15 protein-coding genes and 1 pseudogene are annotated in these 15,286 nt (G+C 61.9%); 6 read left to right on the plus strand and 10 right to left on the minus strand.

The window, feature by feature from the left end; all coding sequences use genetic code 11:
* Positions 1 to 104 precede the first annotated feature (104 nt).
* The 3 genes from V5B40_RS09115 to V5B40_RS09125 form a co-directional block, all read right to left on the minus strand.
* Positions 105 to 1,289, minus strand: a complete 1,185-nt coding sequence (locus V5B40_RS09115) for a transposase (RefSeq protein WP_332353483.1) — start codon at positions 1,287 to 1,289, stop codon at positions 105 to 107.
* Between the two features lie 721 nt (positions 1,290 to 2,010).
* A complete protein-coding gene (locus V5B40_RS09120; RefSeq protein ID WP_332354226.1) occupies positions 2,011 to 2,334 on the minus strand; it encodes a type II toxin-antitoxin system HicB family antitoxin in 324 nt (107 codons plus the stop codon).
* Positions 2,324 to 2,581 carry a toxin HicA gene (locus V5B40_RS09125; protein WP_332354227.1) on the minus strand — a complete coding sequence of 86 codons (258 nt, stop codon included), beginning with the start codon at positions 2,579 to 2,581 and terminating at the stop codon, positions 2,324 to 2,326. The genes V5B40_RS09120 and V5B40_RS09125 overlap by 11 nt, the downstream gene beginning before the upstream one ends.
* A gap of 104 nt (positions 2,582 to 2,685) precedes the next feature.
* Between V5B40_RS09125 and V5B40_RS09130 the strand changes: the two genes are divergently transcribed.
* On the plus strand, positions 2,686 to 3,300 hold the full coding sequence (locus tag V5B40_RS09130) for a tyrosine-type recombinase/integrase (RefSeq protein ID WP_332354228.1): 615 nt from the start codon (positions 2,686 to 2,688) through the stop codon (positions 3,298 to 3,300).
* 315 nt (positions 3,301 to 3,615) lie between these two features.
* The gene (locus tag V5B40_RS09135; RefSeq protein ID WP_332354229.1) at positions 3,616 to 3,750 is read left to right on the plus strand and encodes a hypothetical protein; all 135 of its coding nucleotides are present in this window, start codon (positions 3,616 to 3,618) and stop codon (positions 3,748 to 3,750) included.
* A 51-nt stretch (positions 3,751 to 3,801) separates the two neighbouring features.
* On the opposite strand, the gene V5B40_RS09140 is transcribed toward V5B40_RS09135, so the two are convergent.
* The 7 genes and pseudogenes from V5B40_RS09140 to V5B40_RS09170 form a co-directional block, all read right to left on the minus strand.
* On the minus strand, positions 3,802 to 7,458 hold the full coding sequence (locus tag V5B40_RS09140; RefSeq protein ID WP_332354230.1) for a hypothetical protein: 3,657 nt from the start codon (positions 7,456 to 7,458) through the stop codon (positions 3,802 to 3,804).
* A 335-nt stretch (positions 7,459 to 7,793) separates the two neighbouring features.
* A complete protein-coding gene (locus V5B40_RS09145; protein WP_332354231.1) occupies positions 7,794 to 9,155 on the minus strand; it encodes an IS1182 family transposase in 1,362 nt (453 codons plus the stop codon).
* Between the two features lie 496 nt (positions 9,156 to 9,651).
* Positions 9,652 to 9,852 (minus strand): hypothetical protein, encoded by a 201-nt coding sequence (locus V5B40_RS09150; RefSeq protein WP_332354232.1) that lies wholly within the window; start codon positions 9,850 to 9,852, stop codon positions 9,652 to 9,654.
* Positions 9,849 to 10,643 carry an ExeA family protein gene (locus tag V5B40_RS09155; protein ID WP_332353730.1) on the minus strand — a complete coding sequence of 265 codons (795 nt, stop codon included), beginning with the start codon at positions 10,641 to 10,643 and terminating at the stop codon, positions 9,849 to 9,851. Before V5B40_RS09155 ends, V5B40_RS09150 begins: the two co-directional genes overlap by 4 nt.
* Position 10,644: 1 nt before the next feature.
* Positions 10,645 to 11,973 carry a DDE-type integrase/transposase/recombinase gene (locus V5B40_RS09160; RefSeq protein WP_332354233.1) on the minus strand — a complete coding sequence of 443 codons (1,329 nt, stop codon included), beginning with the start codon at positions 11,971 to 11,973 and terminating at the stop codon, positions 10,645 to 10,647.
* A 129-nt stretch (positions 11,974 to 12,102) separates the two neighbouring features.
* On the minus strand, positions 12,103 to 12,366 hold the full coding sequence (locus V5B40_RS09165) for a hypothetical protein (protein WP_332354234.1): 264 nt from the start codon (positions 12,364 to 12,366) through the stop codon (positions 12,103 to 12,105).
* Positions 12,367 to 12,390: 24 nt separating this feature from the next.
* Positions 12,391 to 12,459: pseudogene (locus V5B40_RS09170) on the minus strand (DUF6431 domain-containing protein); the annotation flags it as partial.
* Between the two features lie 443 nt (positions 12,460 to 12,902).
* Between V5B40_RS09170 and V5B40_RS09175 the strand changes: the two are divergent.
* From V5B40_RS09175 to V5B40_RS09190, 4 genes are all read left to right on the plus strand, one after another.
* On the plus strand, positions 12,903 to 13,028 hold the full coding sequence (locus V5B40_RS09175) for a hypothetical protein (protein ID WP_332354235.1): 126 nt from the start codon (positions 12,903 to 12,905) through the stop codon (positions 13,026 to 13,028).
* 151 nt (positions 13,029 to 13,179) lie between these two features.
* Positions 13,180 to 13,380: a hypothetical protein gene (locus tag V5B40_RS09180; protein ID WP_332354236.1), complete on the plus strand. Its 201-nt coding sequence runs from the start codon at positions 13,180 to 13,182 to the stop codon at positions 13,378 to 13,380.
* 86 nt (positions 13,381 to 13,466) lie between these two features.
* Positions 13,467 to 13,727 (plus strand): hypothetical protein, encoded by a 261-nt coding sequence (locus V5B40_RS09185; RefSeq protein ID WP_434735860.1) that lies wholly within the window; start codon positions 13,467 to 13,469, stop codon positions 13,725 to 13,727.
* A gap of 309 nt (positions 13,728 to 14,036) precedes the next feature.
* Entirely contained in the window at positions 14,037 to 14,921 is an 885-nt protein-coding gene (locus tag V5B40_RS09190; RefSeq protein ID WP_332354237.1) for a LamG-like jellyroll fold domain-containing protein, read from the plus strand.
* Positions 14,922 to 15,286: the final 365 nt, after the last annotated feature.

Raw genomic sequence — 15,286 nt, forward strand, 5'->3', positions numbered from 1 at the left:
TGCCGTGGCCGAGCGGCTAACCTGATGGCATTATTTGTCTCATTGGGGGCGACGACCGCCCTGCATCATCGGATGCACAGCGGTCGGAGAGGAACAACGGGTGGTCATTCTCGTAATCGCATCAACTGGTCGGCGGTCAGCGCCAGGATACCGAACATCAAGTGCGCCATCACCTTGGCGTCGCCCTTGACCATGATGGTGTTGCCGCCGAATTCGTCCTTGAGCCGCGCGTTGCTGCGCTCGGCGACGGTACGTTCGTTGTAACGAATGGCCTCGGCCGGTGCGAATTCGATCTTCTCGCCGCGACGCGGATTGTGATCGATCAGCGGAACGTGGCCGAGACTCCGGCAGTGCTCACGCAATTCGGTGCTGCAATAGGCCGCATCCATGACATCGTAGAGGTTGGTCACCCGCTCGGCACTGATCAGTGATAGCGGAATGGCGGCACGGCTGTCGTGCATCGAGGCGCTTGAGAGCAGCGCCGCGATGGGCACGCCACAGTCGGCGGTGTCGAGATGCAGCTTATAGCCGTTCCAGCTGACCTTGTAGCCTTGGGCGTTGCACTTCGTGCCGCGATCACACGCCGTCGGAATCTCATCGAGCATTTGCGCCAACGTCTGCCCGCGTTGGCGCTGGATCGGCGACTCCTTCGCGGGTGGTCGTGTCTCGCCGCGCCGGGGGCGGCCACGTTTCTTCGCCGCTGGTGGCGTTTCTGGCACTGGCGCACTCGCTTCGGAAGGGCTCTCTTCCTTCGGGAGCACCGAGGGCTGTGCCGCTGGGACCTCTTCGGCCACGGCCGCCTCGCGCCGGGACGGATGTTCGCGTGCTTCAATGGCCGTACCGTCGCGGCTGATATGTCCGATCAGTTCATCCCCGAGATGGGCCTTGACGAGGGCTTCATGCACCCGCTGGCCCAAATCCGCTTGAGAAAACTCGTCGAAGGCGCGCGAGAAGGTGGCTTCAGAAGGCAGTTTCTTGCACAGAGGAAAGCCACAGATACGTCGCAGCGCACGGTCTATCGTCAGGCGCTCAATCAGCCCTACCGTGGTATTGAGCCCCAACACCGACTTAGCCACAAAAGCGTTCGCCAGCCACGCCCGCTCTACCGGCGGACGCCCCACGCCACACCAGTTCGATCCCGTGAATTCCTCAATGCGCACCCATTCCAGGATGTGCACGACCTTCTCCAACTTCGGTGTCAGCGGACCTTCAGCCCTCAACTCGGGCAGCAGTTCGTGCTGAATCACGTTCCAGCGTTGCATGATCAGTTCGCGTTGGGTAGTATCCATTTTGCGGGCGTTATGATGTTGGTCTTGAGAAACCCATCATGCCAGAAATGGCCGCCTGCGTCCTCCGCTTTCGCCCCCAGCGACGAAAAAATCAGCCCTGCAGTGTCAGTTTTGCAAGAGGCTCGACAGACAGCAGTTCCTTGACCGGCGTGACAGCATCAGGAAAAATCGGCAACAGGAGTTGGGCCATCCGAATCTCCAGCAAGCTCAGCGTGGCGCCGAGCAAAAACACGTACTATCTGCCATTATTGGTATCTTCGCAATATCCGACTCGCCGCCCCGCCACCAACCCGAACTGCTCCTCGTTTGGCAGGATAAGCTCATGAACTTCTAAGGATTTAGGATGATGATCGTGCGAACGTCATGGGGCAGAGATCAGGTTGTCTGGTCCTGACTTTATTTTGATGCCAGGTAAAAGCGGTGCGAGTTCTGCGCTGTTTACCGAGAGTTGCTATCGGATCATGGTACCGCAAAGCGTATATCTGTGATCAGCGGAAGCGGGCCGTGCTTCTCTACCGTGAGTAATGGCAAAATAGAGAGAAATCGCCGCGTGCTTACGGACGTCGGCTGTCTGAGTTATCGCTGCCGTTCACTTCGTTGATCGCGCCGAGCTGCGAACGGCCGCTGCTGGCCGATAGTACTCACCCAGCACCTGCTCCGAAAGCAGCCCATCACGATCTGGCGAGAGGTGTAGCCAAACTGTTAGCGAACGCCGTAGCCGTCAGCCGGCCAGCTTTGCACTGGCCAGCCTGTTCAGGCTGACGCCTTGCTCAGCCGCCTGCATCGCTAATGAGCGATGGACTTCTGGCGGAATGCGTACCCGGAACTCACCGCTGTAGTGTTTTTCCGCCAGCGGTACAGGAACAATCTCGCCAGCCTTTTTCATGTCGGCGACGACATCCGAAACAACGTGACGGATCCCCTCCAGCGCAGCCTCTGGCGTCGCTGCCAGCCACGACAGCGAAGGGAATTCAGCGCACAGGGCAACGTGCTCGCCGTCCTCGCGCGACCAGGTGACACGGTAGGTGTAATGATCAACGCTCATTGCGCATGCCCTTCAACTTATCAATTGCCGTTAGCACCTGGCGAACCTGATACCCCTTCGCCTTGCCTTTGTCGTCCTGGATATTGATCCGGGGATCGCCAACCCAGGGCGTCTTGAAGATCGCATGACTCGTACCCGATTGGCGCGGCTTCCCGAAGTATTCCTCGCAAACCCTCTTGAGATCGCCGAACCGGACGTTCGCCGGCTCGCGCCTCATTTGGTCGAGAATCTTCGGGGTCGATGCCATGGATGGATGGTACCAATAGCGGCACCGCTTCTCAAGCCGGTTACTGGGAATTCTGAATCGCCAGCTGAACAATCAGACTCCGATCAACAACGAAGGAGTCTGTCATGGAATCCACTCAACGCCGGGAACCCTGGAACAAAGGCAAGCTGATCGGCCAGAAGCCGCCTTTGAAGCCCAAAGACATCTGGGCGATCCGAATACATCTCCAGAACGCGCACCACGTTCGTGATCTCGCGCTGTTCAACTTGGCGATCGACAGCAAGCTGCGTGGCTGCGACCTCGTCAACCTGCGTGTTCGCGACATCACCCACGGCAACCAGATTCTGCCGCGTGCCATGGTCGTGCAGCGAAAAACCCAACGGCCGGTTCAGTTTGAGTTGACCGAGCCGACCAGATTGGCCGTGGCTGCATGGCTCGAAAGGGCACATTTGAGGCCAGAGCAGTACCTCTTCCCGAGCCGTATCGCGAGTTCCCCGCATGTCTCGACCCGGCAGTACGCCAGAATCGTGCATCATTGGGTGGCCGCGATCGGCTTGGATTCAACGATCTACGGTACCCATACCATGCGGCGGACCAAGGCAACGTTGATCTACAAACGCACCGAGAACCTGCGGGCTGTGCAACTCTTGCTTGGCCATCGCAAACTGGGGAGCACGGTGAGATACTTGGGCATCGAGGTCGATGACGCTCTGGAGATTTCCGAGCAGACTGAAATCTAGCGGGGGAAGCCGGCCGCACGCCCAAGGGCACGATGGACGGCGTGCGGCCGCTTTCGGCGATGATGCTCGATGGGCGCAATCGGCCAAGTCCGGTCATCCAACGGCTCGGAAAATAGCGATGTTGACTGGCAGCTAACGGATCAACAACCAGCCGCTCGACTCTACTGGTTGTGGGACGGCCCATCGGCCTGAACGGCCGCTGAGATTGCCAGGTAGATCAGGCTGCTTTGAGCACCAAACCGGCCGCTGGCCAGACAGGGAGGCGTCGAATGCCTGTTTTCTGGTCGCTGTTTTAGGCGGCTCCAGGCGCACGGCGTGATCACGAAGATCCCGAGAACGCGACGCTGGCGAGTTACCAAGTACGACCGCCACGTCCTGGGCACTTTGCTGCACCTGCGCAAGCACCACTTCCCCAACGACCACGCCGGCGTCGCACACTGCTTCTCTTGAAAACCAAAGAACGCACGGAGACAGAATCTATCCGCCAGCCTCTTAGCACAGTCAGTCGAACACCCACTCCAGGCGCACCTTCGCTCCGCCAGGAATCACGTCGAGTTGGCCGACAAGCCGCACCAGCACCATCCCAAGGACCACGCGTCGGCTCAGTGCCAGTGTGCAGGTTGGCAGATCGGTCCCTCTTACCTCGGCGGTGACGCTGCGTAGGGACCCTTCGGTGGCCATGCTTACAGGCACGGCCAAGCCGTCCACGCGCAGTTCCTTGCGGGCGGTCAGGGTAGGCGCGACGGCAAGTTCAAACAGCACGCGATCGGCCGGCACCGCACCGGGCTCGATCGTGACTTCGATGAGGTCGAACGGATTCGTGGTGCGCAGCACGGCCCCGTGGTTCAGCGGGTGCGGAGCGCGTTGCACCGGCGGGTCGGGCTGGCTGCCAGCCGGGCCCCATACGCGTATGCGAGCAGTCCATGCGCCGGTGCCGGCCACGCGCTCACCGTCGTTGATGCGCAGGAAGAGCGCTCGCGGGTAGGGCAGGCGCCAGGGGCGGCGCGAAAGGCGATCGCCGATGCGGAACCAGCCATTGAGCCGTCCGAGCAGACAGAAGGCGTTGGCTGAAGGATCGAGACCGGAGTGCAGTGGCCAGCGCGCGTCGTGCACGACGCGCGGCAGCCCTTCCGGGCCGTGGGCAGGATCAAGCACACGACCGGCCCAGAGACTGCCGTTGGCCTCGATTGAGAACTCGAATCCCGGGTGCAGTGTCACGCCGGTGGCCAGCTCGCCGGGTATGCTGGCGTCCACCACCACCGCGACGTCGCACAGCAGCGTGTTGGCTCTTGGCCACGGCGTAGGCCTTGGCTGTGCGCGCGGCACCGGTTGCGAATAGACTGGATACGCACCCTGGCGCAGCAATGGCGGCGGGCTGGCCCCCTGTAGCGCCTCGAGCGGGATGCCGGCCTGATTCAGCGCCTGCAGGCAGTGCGCGGGCACGGCCGCCTCGGGCCAGCCAGCCATGGCGGTGGCATTTAGCGCGGCCGGGAAGCCCGGCGTTGTCACAGGGGTGCCGGCCATGGCGCGGCGCCGCGCGTGCCAGCATGCCAGCGCGTGGGCGCCCAGGAAATCCAGCGGACCATACGGCGTGTCAGGGTGCGAACCATAGCGATACCACGGGAACAGCGCGTACTCGTGAGGCTCCTGACCGCCCGCGGGGTGGTCCACATCGAGGATGCTGGTGGGTAGCCGGGGGTCGAAGTAACAGTCGCGGAATAGCTCGACCACGGCGCGGTCGAGCTTCCTTACCAACCCGGCTTCGATCGCGGCGTCGTTGCCCGCCAGCAGGGTGCGCACCGCTTCGGCCCAGAGCGTGCGGCTGCCGATGCCCTTGGTCTCGAGATCGGGCCGCCCCTGACGCGCGGTGAACCACGCGTTGAAGGTGTCGCGCACCGTGGAGTCGCTATCGTCCAGCCCGGTGAGGCACAGCGTGCCCGGGAAATTGACCGCCCAACTCTCCTTGTTTCCCACCAAGGCCATTGCCGTGGTGAGGTTGCGGTACAGCAGGGCCTTGTTGCCAGCACCCATGAACAGCGCAGCGATGGCGAGGCCGGCGTTGTTCCGACTCCCCGGCGTCGATAGCAGCACGTCCACGACGTCGCGATGCAGATACAGCGCGGCGGCTGCACCGAGCATGTCGGGCGTGAGCACCTGCCCGGAGAAGGCGAGCGTGGCCGCACTGGCCGTGAGACCGATAGACAGCGCCACGACGGAGGTGGGCAGCGTGGCCGCAGTGAGCACGATGCTCAACGCCTGCCAGCCGGTGATGGGACCGGCGAGTTGGTCCCAGTGCCCGGACAGTTGCAGCGCCTGTTGCAGGTTTGCGCGGGAGGCGAAGCGTGTGGTCCCACCGGCCGCGGTCTCGAGGGCGCGCGAGATCGGATGCTCCATGGCCGGCAGCGATTCCGCATAACCCTGCCAGGCAAAGCCGCCCTGAGGACGGATCAGCAGGTAGCCGTGGTCGGCCAGGTAGTTGCCCACCCAGGTGGCTTGGCGGCTCACCTCGGATTGCAGGGCTGCCGTGGGGGTGAGCTTGGCGATCAACCAGTACGACGTGACCAGGCCCGTCAGTTCGTCCATCGACAGCTCCCACCGCCGATACGGATTGCCGAGGCCATTGGCCGCCTCTTCGAAGTACCTGGCCGCGGCCCGCGGCCCCAGCAAAGGTTGCAGAGTTTCCGGCGGACGCGAGGCGAAGTGGTGGATGTCGCTCGCTGGCAGCGACCAGCTCCAGCCTTGGCCCTGAGGGATGAAGTGCTCGGTAGGCGCGAAGCCTTCAGTCTCGGTGCCGGCGTCCCAGCGCTGCGGCAAGCGCCCCTCACCTGCCGGGCCGATGTGCGTCCAACGGCAAAGGCTGCGCGTGGTGGCCAGCCAGTCGGTGAGCGCCTTGCGCGATTCCTCGTTACCGGCCAGTTCTTCCACGGCCAGCGTCGCCACCAGCCCTGTGCCATAGAGAAACGGGTTCTCACCGGAATTCATGGTGATGCGCCAGCGCGCGCGGTCGGCGTCCGCGAGGGTGACGGTACCGCCCACCGCGGGCACCTCGGCCGCAAGCCGGTTCAACGTAGAGAAGTGATTGCGACGGCCGCCACGGCCCACGGCGAAGAATCGCGCGAGAATCTGCGCGCGCACGGCGCCGTGCAGCCGCAGATAGTCGTGACCCGACGCGACGGCCTGAGCCTGCCCAGGCCGCCAGCGGATCACGCCTCGCTCAAAAACGCTGGCCCGCGCCCCAACTACGGCGGGGTCGTCGATTTCGTCCGACACTGGTAGCCCAAGCGCGCCCATTTCTGCGCCGAGCGCCTGCCAGCGTGCGCGGATTAGGCCATAGACTAGCTTGGCGCCAAACTCGGGCGACCAGAGGATCGAGCCGCCGGCGAAATGGGCGCCACGCGCGCCGCGCGCCAGCGGGAGCTCATCGCCAGACGGTAGCCCCAGGAAGCCGCGCGAACCGCCGGTGCCCTGCCACTTCGTGCGCACGGGCGGACTCAGCAGCGCACCATTGAGGCCGGTGACACGCAGGGTGAAGGGCGGAAGATCGACAGGCGCGTTGGGAATCCAGTTGCCCCGCCGGTCGACGAGCGTGGCCGCCAGCACGCGCGTGCCCTGCCGCACCACGAAGCGCAGATCGGGACCGCCCTCGCCTGCCGTTTCGGAAAAGTCCGACTCGCGGAACACGAAGCTCACGCCGCCGCCGTCGTCGGTCGTGGAAAGGCCGAGCGTGTCGGCGCGTGAGCGACGGTCGAGATCGAAGGCGGTCACCTGCACACCGATGAGCGGCGCGCCGCGTGTGTCGACCACCGTGCAGTTCAGGGAGTAGAGAGGGTCGTCCTGCGGGTCTCGCGCCACCAGCAGCATGCGCCACGAGGGCACATCGCGTGCGTGCAACTGACCGGTGGCGTCTCGCTCCTGCGCATGCAGCGTGGCCAGCAGCGAAACCCGGCTGGGGCCGGTGAGTTGCACCATGGCCTGCCAGCGACGTGCCGCGACGTCGACGACCGCAGCGTAGTCGATGCCCAAGGCCGTGACGGTGACCCGCGGCTGCGGGTCACCGTCGGCGCGGAAGGTGCCGCGAACGACCCACGGAATGGTGGCGCCGCGGGCGACCGCAACAGAGGGTCCGCCCGGATTGCGCGTGATCCGGATGCTCAGCATGGTGAGCTGATCAAGGATGGGAAATTAAGCATAGGAAAAATTCAATGCCAATGGTGTGGGAGTATCCGGGAGGATTTGGACGCGGTGAATGGTCAACTTAACGTGCGAAGGTGGCAAGAAACACATCCCGAAGGACGCGCCATCGTGTTTGGTGTAACGCAAGCGACGGTTTCTGTAATTACGCGGCTCCAGGCGCGAGTTTCTCCTAGCAGCCTGTCGGACTACCCGTCGGCAAAGCCGGCGCGTTTCACCATGTGGGACAAAAAGCCGGATGGGACAAAAAGCCGGATTTCCCTTGTTTTCGGGCGTTTCCGATGGATTTCCCCTCATTTTCCCTACTGTGGGCGCAATACGGCCAAGCGCTTCAAATTCCAGGCGAGGCAAACCAGCGTCCACTCGCCGGTGACCTTCTTCAAGCCGCGCAGGGAGAAGCGGCGAAAGCCCATCACCGATTTGATGATCCCGAAGACCGGCTCGATCGTCTGCTTGCGTAAGGCGTAGCGCGCTCGTCCATCCTTGGTCTTCAGCCGATGGGACATCGCCTGTACTGGCGTGGCATTGTCGGGCAAGGGGGCCGGCTCGCTGTGGCGCTCCCGCCAATCCGGATGATGCTCGTCGCGTCCGACGGCGATCAGGGGCTCGATACCGGCCGCCTCACACGCCTTGATGTTCTTCTCGCTGCAGTAACCGCCGCTGTCGGCGATCAGGCATTCCACGGCGCCGAGCACCTCGGCCTGGGCCTTGAGGGTGGCCAGCATCGGCTCGACCTGCTCTTTATCGTTGGGAGCCTGCGTGACGCCGGTGGCGACGATCAGCATCGTCGCCGCATCGGCCGCCGCCTGGGCGTTGTAGGCCTGTTCGAAGCCGCCACCGGCGACCGGCATGATGCGGGACTCTTCGTCGGTCAGATTGATCTGATCACGGTCTCGTGGTCCGGGCTCGGGAGCCTTGGGGGGCTTGCCACCGGGCTTCTTGCCGGTCGCCTCTTCCTTGGCCGCACGGCGGGCCATTTTCTCGTCGTACTCGGCTTTCTCGCGCTGATAGCGCTCCTCGGCCCGAGCGACAAGCTTGGCCTTGGCGGCGGCCATGGCGGTCAGCCGATCTTCGCGACGCTTGAGTTCCTCGGGCAGGCTGACTCCCGTCGGGATATCGGCTTGATCCGCCTGTTCTGCCAGCGCCAGTAATTCCTGAACCTCGGCCTTGAGTTGGACTTCCAGCTTTTCGATGTGCCCGTGCGATAGCGCACTGTGCCGCGAGGCGTTGGCTTCGAACTTCGAGCCATCAAGACTGATGTTACCCACCTTGAGCACTTTCATTTCCGTGGCCATTTTCAGGACCTGCAGAAACAGGTCGCTCAGTTCGTCAAGGAACCGTCGGCGGAAGGTGGCCAAGCTGTCGTGATCGGGATGAAGGTTGGCGGCGATGAAGCGGAAGGCTATCGAGTCGTAGGTTGCCTGCTCCAGCCTGCGGCTGGAGAAAATACCCGTGATGTAGCCATAGACCAGAATCCCCAGTAGGGTGGCCGGATGGTAGGCTTTCGATCCGCGCCCCGCGTACTCGCGCGTCAGCTTGGAGAGATCGAGCTGGTCGATCACTTCAACAATGAATCGCGCCAGGTGATCCTGGTTCAGCCAGTCGTCTACCGACGGCGGTAGCAGATAGTCGGTCTGGCGGTCAGCGACGATAAACTTGGACATGCGACGACCCGGTTGCTCGAAGAGGTATGATTATATCATATCTGGATCTGGCGCAGGGAAAGTCCGACAGGCTGCTAGCGGGCGATGCTGGCTGGTTGGATAGTGCTGACTACCACGGGATCCGCTGATCGAAATCTCAGTCTGGCGCCGGTTGAAATTGAGGGTCGATACCGCAGGGCTCGGAGCCCGGCATTTCCCACAAGCTGTGGGTGAGTAATTCACAGAAGCGGCCCTGAGGAACGTCTATCCATCGAGATCTGTGGCTGTGGGTGTGACGGCCGGTCGAAGGCGACGCGTCTTGGTGCGTTCGCGCAGCCTCCACCGCGACCTGGTCATCGTCTCAGCGAAGAAACGAGAGTTCTGAACGGCCGCTACCACCTGTTACGTCCTGCGCTGATTTAGAGCCCTCGGCCCAAGCTTTTCGAGGTTGAAACGCTGGCCGAGTCCCACGCTGCGACGGGAACATCTATCCCGGCGGCAGCGTGGGATGAAGGCGCTACCGAGGCGGCAGCGGCGGGGTCCGCCAGGGGGCTTCGGGATCGTACAGATTCATCTGCCGCTGGTGGTAGCGGCGCAGCTGTACGAAGTAACGGCTTTCGCATGCGACGGCGAGCTGGTTAAGGAATTCACTGAGCACTGCCGCGCTTTCATCGGAGAGCCCATCGGGGAACAACGGGAGAGCAGAGCGGCGGCTCATCGCAATTCCTCGATCGCCAACTGCAAGAGATCGTCCGGCAGATGATTGAGGCCGCGTGGTACCGCCAGGCGCATCGCCGTGCGCAGAATTCTCCCGGCGTGCCGCGGTAGCCCCTTGCTGGCCTGCCGCAAGATCTCCAGGCCCGAATCGCTGAGCAGCGTATGCGTGCAACCGGCGCTCTTCAGGCTGTGCTGGATCAGTTGCGCAAAGCGCTCGCGTTCGAGCACCGGTTTGAGCTGCACGCGTACCTGAACGCGCCCGGCCAGCGCCGCATACGGCGCCCGCTCCAGTGTTTGCGCCAGTGCCGGATGGCCGATCAACCAGACCGACATCACATCGCGTGTATCAAAAGCGAAGTTGAGAAAGGCCGGCAAATCGCGGAAGAACTCCAGCGGCAGATTCTGCGCCTCGTCGATGATCCATACCGGCACCAACTGGCGGCCATCGACCAGTTGCAGGATGCGCTCCTTCAGATCGCGCCACAGCTGCGCCCGCCGATAGCCCGCTTCCACTCCCAGAGCGCGCGCCAGACCGCGATAGATATCGAGCCGCCCGAAATCCGTCTCCGCCTGATAGATCACCAGGTGGCGATGCGGATTCAGGCCGCGGGTCAGCTGGCGCAAGGCGGCCGTCTTGCCCACTCCCGGTTCGCCGGTGATCAGGCCGACTCCGGGCGAGTGCAACAACCAGGCGAAGCGCTCCGCCAACAGCCCCAGCGCACCGTCATCCCACAACTCGGCCGCTTCCTTGCCCAGCGGCGAATGCCGCAAACCAAAGTGTTGCAAGTCCATTTCACTCCCCCTTGCAGTCGTAATATTGCTGATAGATCAGCTCGATCAGATTCGGGCCGCTCTTCGTCGGGGGCGCTGGGTCAGTGTTCGCCGGGTCCGGCTGGCGTCGCCGACGTGTGGCGTTGGCCAGTGCATCGAGCGGCGTCGCCGCGCCGATCGCTTTCCCTTCCTCGTCCTCGACGCCGATCACTACCTCGGTATGCGGATCGACCACCAGAGACACCGTTTGACCGGAGAGCTCGAACGGCACCTCGAAGCGTTTGCCGTGATACGACACCGTGCCATCCTTGCGCACCAGACGGCTGACGCGATGCCGGAACAAGAGATCGAGCTTCGCCGCCAACGGCCCGAGCGGGCGAATCCTGGACAGGTCCTGCTGGTAACGTGCCAAAGGGCTGATGCCGTCCAGACTGGCATGCGGGCGGCGGTGATAAACCTGCTCGAGCCAAGCCCACAAACGCGCGTTGAGATCGTCCAGGCTGGCGATATGGCGCTCGTCGAGTTCGCTGAGAAACTGATCGCGGCAGGTACGGTGCCAGCGCTCCAATTTGCCCTTGCCCTCGGGCGCGTACGGCCGGCAGTGAATGAGATGGATGCCCAGCCGGGCGCAGATCCCCTGCAAAGTTTCGGCGCGATAGGCGGCGCCATTATCAACGACCAACTTGAGCGGAATGCCGCGCCTGAGCACCGCCTGCTTGAGCACGCCTTCGATGTCCAGAGCGGTCTCGCCAGGGCAGAAGGCGCTGTGCGTGAGCAACCGGGAAGCGTCGTCGAACAGTGAGACGAGATAGCTCTTGGCGAGTTTGCCGCCGATCGGGACGCGTGGGCCGTGCATCACGTCGCCATACCAGATCGCCCCCGCGGTCGCGGCGACAAAGCTGCGTTTCTCTTCCGGCAGGCTGGCCGAGCCGCTGATTCGTGACAGACCGTGCTGCTGCAGCAGACGGTGAATGGTCGAGCGGGCGAGGCCGCCACGGGCGACGGTGCCGGCCGCTTCGAGCAATTGGCGAATCTGGCACAGCGAGCGCCGCGGGTTGTCGCGCTTGGCGGCAAGAATGGCGGCCTGGGTGGCGGCGGAGAGCTTCGATTGCCCGCGGTCGGCGCGTACCTTGGGCGTCAGCCCATCGAGCTTGTGGAGGCGCCAGGCGTAGTACCAGGCCTGAATCGTCTTCTCGCTCAGATGCCGCCGACGGGTGCCGGGAATGGCGTATTCGCGGCTGGCCAGCTCGCGCAGAATCTGTTGCAGTTCTCCCCGCTCCAGCCGCTCGCGGCTAATCAGCGGACCCAGGACGAACAGGCGAAACAGGGCTTTCGGATCAATCGGGTTCATGACCACTCCTTGTGATAAATCGGAGAGGTGATCAAACCAGAAGGACCCGGATAATGACAGGAGCAAACTGTGTGGGGACCCCGCCCGGGCGGGGTCTGCCCTGTCCGCCGCTCGTTCAGGATCAGGACATCACGGGATGTTCAGCTCTTGATCAAGGAGGGTCATGGCTTGCACCAGGCCCATGGATTCGAATACCCGACGCCAGAAAGCGCCGAAGTCGGCGGCCCGCCCGAGTTCGGCACAGCGGGCGCGCAGGTGAAACTCGAACAGCAGGCTGCTCTTCTGTAGCCAGTCCCACCAGCGACCGGCGGTACGCCGGTCCGGCAGGCTGCCGAGTGCACGGCGCTGATCGGAGCGTTCGCTCAACTGCCGTTCGAGGTGGGCTTGCTGCACCGACCAGTCATACCAGCGGCGCGGTGCGATGCACGCCGGCAGACGTGAACAGGTGCGCCGACAACCAGAGCAACGGTAGCGGCAGATCGGTATCGGGTTGAGGGAAACCTGCCCGGCTCGGCGGTCGGCCTTGCGCTCATAGTGCCCGTGTGGTCAGAGGATCTTGAGCCCGCAATGCGGGCAGCACGGCGGCCGATACACTTCGGGGTTTGCCTGACGGCCTCAAGATGCCGCTCGATCGTGTCGATGCCGGCTACAATTCGCTGCATGGGCTGGGCTCTCTTCTATCTCGGTTGTCTTGATAACTTCCCACGATAACAGAGGTGTCCCGGCCCATCTTTCGTTCACGTCGTCCCAGCCTCGTTCAGGCAGCACGCCTTCCTTCGCTCTCGCCGTTCATGGGATAGGCGACGCCGTCAGTTACTGGAGAGCGGCGGACGTAACACCACCTTTCAAGGGGACATTTGGCGGTGCTGCATCTGGGGCAGGTGTTCGGCCGCAGCGGCCGTTGACGCCACATCGCGCGGATGGCCGGTATGGAACCTTCACCGGACGTCAGAAAGGAAGTTACTCTGAACTTCGGCTGTGGTCTGCCGGGATGGGCGACCGTGCGCTGGGTCTTCAACTTCATCGAGAAGAATCGGGATGCAGCGATCGATTAGGTGGCGATGGAAGTGAAGGAGGTACTGCGATGGAGGCGCGAGGCTTCAAATTGATCTTGAAATACCCCTAACGCTGTCATAGTATACTTGTGGCGTTTGGTAGTACGTACCAACCGGCAGAGGTTGTCAGATCGGGAGGGAGGTCTGCGTCATGACTCAACCTGCGAATACGAGACACGACGTCCGGGAGGTTTTGCCTGAAAGCGATCATGACGGTCCATTTCTCCACGACATCGACGCGAAAGGAGTCAGCGGCTCGAAGCCAGATGACGGTTACCACCGGCGCAGCATTTTCGAGACGACGGACTACGAGCTGAACGAACTGGGTGAAAGCTCAGCTGCCCAGCTCTGAAGCTGCAAGTGAACGAGGCTGACGTCACCCAGAATGGGCATCCGCTGCACAGCGACCAGACGCAGAAAATCAGTTAGCAGATTGCCATGAAGCGCGGCAAGCTCAGAGCCCTCCCGGAGGATATCCTGGTCAGCCAATTGCTGCGCCAGTTGGAATTGCTGAAAGCCAGCATCCGCTCCAAGGTAGAGCATCCCCTCCTCATCGTGAAGAACATGCCTCACTACCGAGCGATGCGTTACAAGGGCTTGAAAAAGGACACAGCGCAACTCCACACGCTGTGTGGGTTGGCCAATCGCATGATTGCCAAGCGGCGCCTATTGGCGCCCAACGGTCAAGTTGCGTCTTGATGTGGACGAAAGGCCCGGAAATGGGCAGAGAAGCGTAGAGAAGCGCGGGGATTCGGTTCTCTTTGACCAAAACTTCGGCTAGTGGTAGAAAAAAGTCGCTGCCACGGGGTGGGTAGTGCGTCAGCAGTCAGTTGGTCAGCGATTACATAGAGCTATGTTTGTTTTTATCCAGACCAGTGAGTTGTGCTTCGATTATGTTATTTTGCTTTCAATTTGTTACTGACTATTGCATGGTGAGCTGTTATTCGCACGATTTGTCGTCGCTGCTAGGGAAAGGCCTTCTTGAGTCACTAAATGGGAGTGAGTAAAATGAAAACGAATAGAATCTTTCTTGGGTTGGCAACCGGAGTATTTGTCCTTGGCATGGAAAGCGTCGCGAATGCGGCGATCGTGGGGCATTGGGGGTTTGATGAGATGAGTGGGGCAACCGCTTTCGATAGTTTTGGAAGCGTAAACGGTACTCTCGTTGGTGGGGCCGCGTTTACGACAACGGGTGGCGTTAAAGGTGGCTCGGTTCAGATCACAAATGGCTATGTCACAATGGGAAACAACTTTCCGGCAACTTCCAGCTTTTCTATCGAGGCCTGGGTAAAACTCAACTCTGGCGACGTTTCAGGTATGACTCCCGTCGCAAAGCATTGGGAAGGCATCATGCAAGGGTATTTTTTGGCGATAAACGATATTTACGACGGTTTTACCCGGCAGAATACCGAGGGCTTCTATTCGGCCAACGGCCCTTACCACACAGCGGTCGGAGGTCCGCCAATAAATGATGGTTTGTGGCATCAGCTAGTGGGAGTGTACGACAGCGGCACAACACGCATCTACGTCGACGGAAATCTCAGCGGTGTCGGTTCCGCCGGGTATGCGGACAATGCTGCAGAGTTCATTGTCGGTGGGATGTTCGGCTCTGCTGGAGTTCCTGTTAATCGCTTTAACGGGTTTATTGACGAAGTCGGAACCTACGATAGTGCTCTGAGTAGTATCGAAATTCAAGAAATCTACGATCGTACCCTTAACTCGGGTGCTGCTGTCCCCGAACCAGGTTCAATGCTTCTCTTGGGCATCAGCATTGCGAGTCTCATAGCTGCTAGGCGTCGAACAGGTGTAGAGTCCGGCGGCAATCAAGCACCGCAGCTTTGCCGCGCTTCAGCGTTTGCGCGGCAAGTAAGCTGTAATCACGCTGGTCTGTGAGCATCAGCGTCGACGCTTATCATTCTCCACTTCCCGCAGCAAGCGTAGGTTGGGCTGACGCAGGAAGCCCAACATCCAACCGCCACCGCCCGCAACTGGCGCTTGATGTGTGCGGCCGCTGCCGAAATGGAACGACGGTGCATGATCGGCTGCCTGCGTCAGCGCAACCTACACCTGCTAACGTTCAACCGTCGAGCGTGATGAACGGCAACCACGGAGCGCACGCCAGCGGTTCGGCCGGCGGCACATGAACGACTGTTTCGGCCGACAACTTGCCGGTTACCGGTTACCTGTCGCCATGAACGGCTGCTGTAGGATTCCAGACCGGCCGGTCACGCCGGCTGCCGCCAACGGCCGCTTTGGCC

This window comes from Candidatus Accumulibacter meliphilus, from assembly GCF_036625345.1.
GTDB classification, from domain to species: Bacteria; Pseudomonadota; Gammaproteobacteria; order Burkholderiales; family Rhodocyclaceae; genus Accumulibacter; species Accumulibacter meliphilus.

What these genes read in the sequence shown, in the direction of transcription:
- V5B40_RS09115 (WP_332353483.1), bottom strand. Translation starts at nt 1,289, where the DNA reads ATGGATACTACCCAACGCGAACTGATCATGCAACGCTGGAACGTGATT.
- V5B40_RS09120 (WP_332354226.1), bottom strand. Translation starts at nt 2,334, where the DNA reads ATGAGCGTTGATCATTACACCTACCGTGTCACCTGGTCGCGCGAGGAC.
- V5B40_RS09125 (WP_332354227.1), bottom strand. Translation starts at nt 2,581, where the DNA reads ATGGCATCGACCCCGAAGATTCTCGACCAAATGAGGCGCGAGCCGGCG.
- V5B40_RS09130 (WP_332354228.1), top strand. Translation starts at nt 2,686, where the DNA reads ATGGAATCCACTCAACGCCGGGAACCCTGGAACAAAGGCAAGCTGATC.
- V5B40_RS09140 (WP_332354230.1), bottom strand. Translation starts at nt 7,458, where the DNA reads ATGCTGAGCATCCGGATCACGCGCAATCCGGGCGGACCCTCTGTTGCG.
- V5B40_RS09145 (WP_332354231.1), bottom strand. Translation starts at nt 9,155, where the DNA reads ATGTCCAAGTTTATCGTCGCTGACCGCCAGACCGACTATCTGCTACCG.
- V5B40_RS09150 (WP_332354232.1), bottom strand. Translation starts at nt 9,852, where the DNA reads ATGAGCCGCCGCTCTGCTCTCCCGTTGTTCCCCGATGGGCTCTCCGAT.
- V5B40_RS09155 (WP_332353730.1), bottom strand. Translation starts at nt 10,643, where the DNA reads ATGGACTTGCAACACTTTGGTTTGCGGCATTCGCCGCTGGGCAAGGAA.
- V5B40_RS09160 (WP_332354233.1), bottom strand. Translation starts at nt 11,973, where the DNA reads ATGAACCCGATTGATCCGAAAGCCCTGTTTCGCCTGTTCGTCCTGGGT.
- V5B40_RS09175 (WP_332354235.1), top strand. Translation starts at nt 12,903, where the DNA reads ATGGAACCTTCACCGGACGTCAGAAAGGAAGTTACTCTGAACTTCGGC.
- V5B40_RS09180 (WP_332354236.1), top strand. Translation starts at nt 13,180, where the DNA reads ATGACTCAACCTGCGAATACGAGACACGACGTCCGGGAGGTTTTGCCT.
- V5B40_RS09185 (WP_434735860.1), top strand. Translation starts at nt 13,467, where the DNA reads ATGAAGCGCGGCAAGCTCAGAGCCCTCCCGGAGGATATCCTGGTCAGC.
- V5B40_RS09190 (WP_332354237.1), top strand. Translation starts at nt 14,037, where the DNA reads ATGAAAACGAATAGAATCTTTCTTGGGTTGGCAACCGGAGTATTTGTC.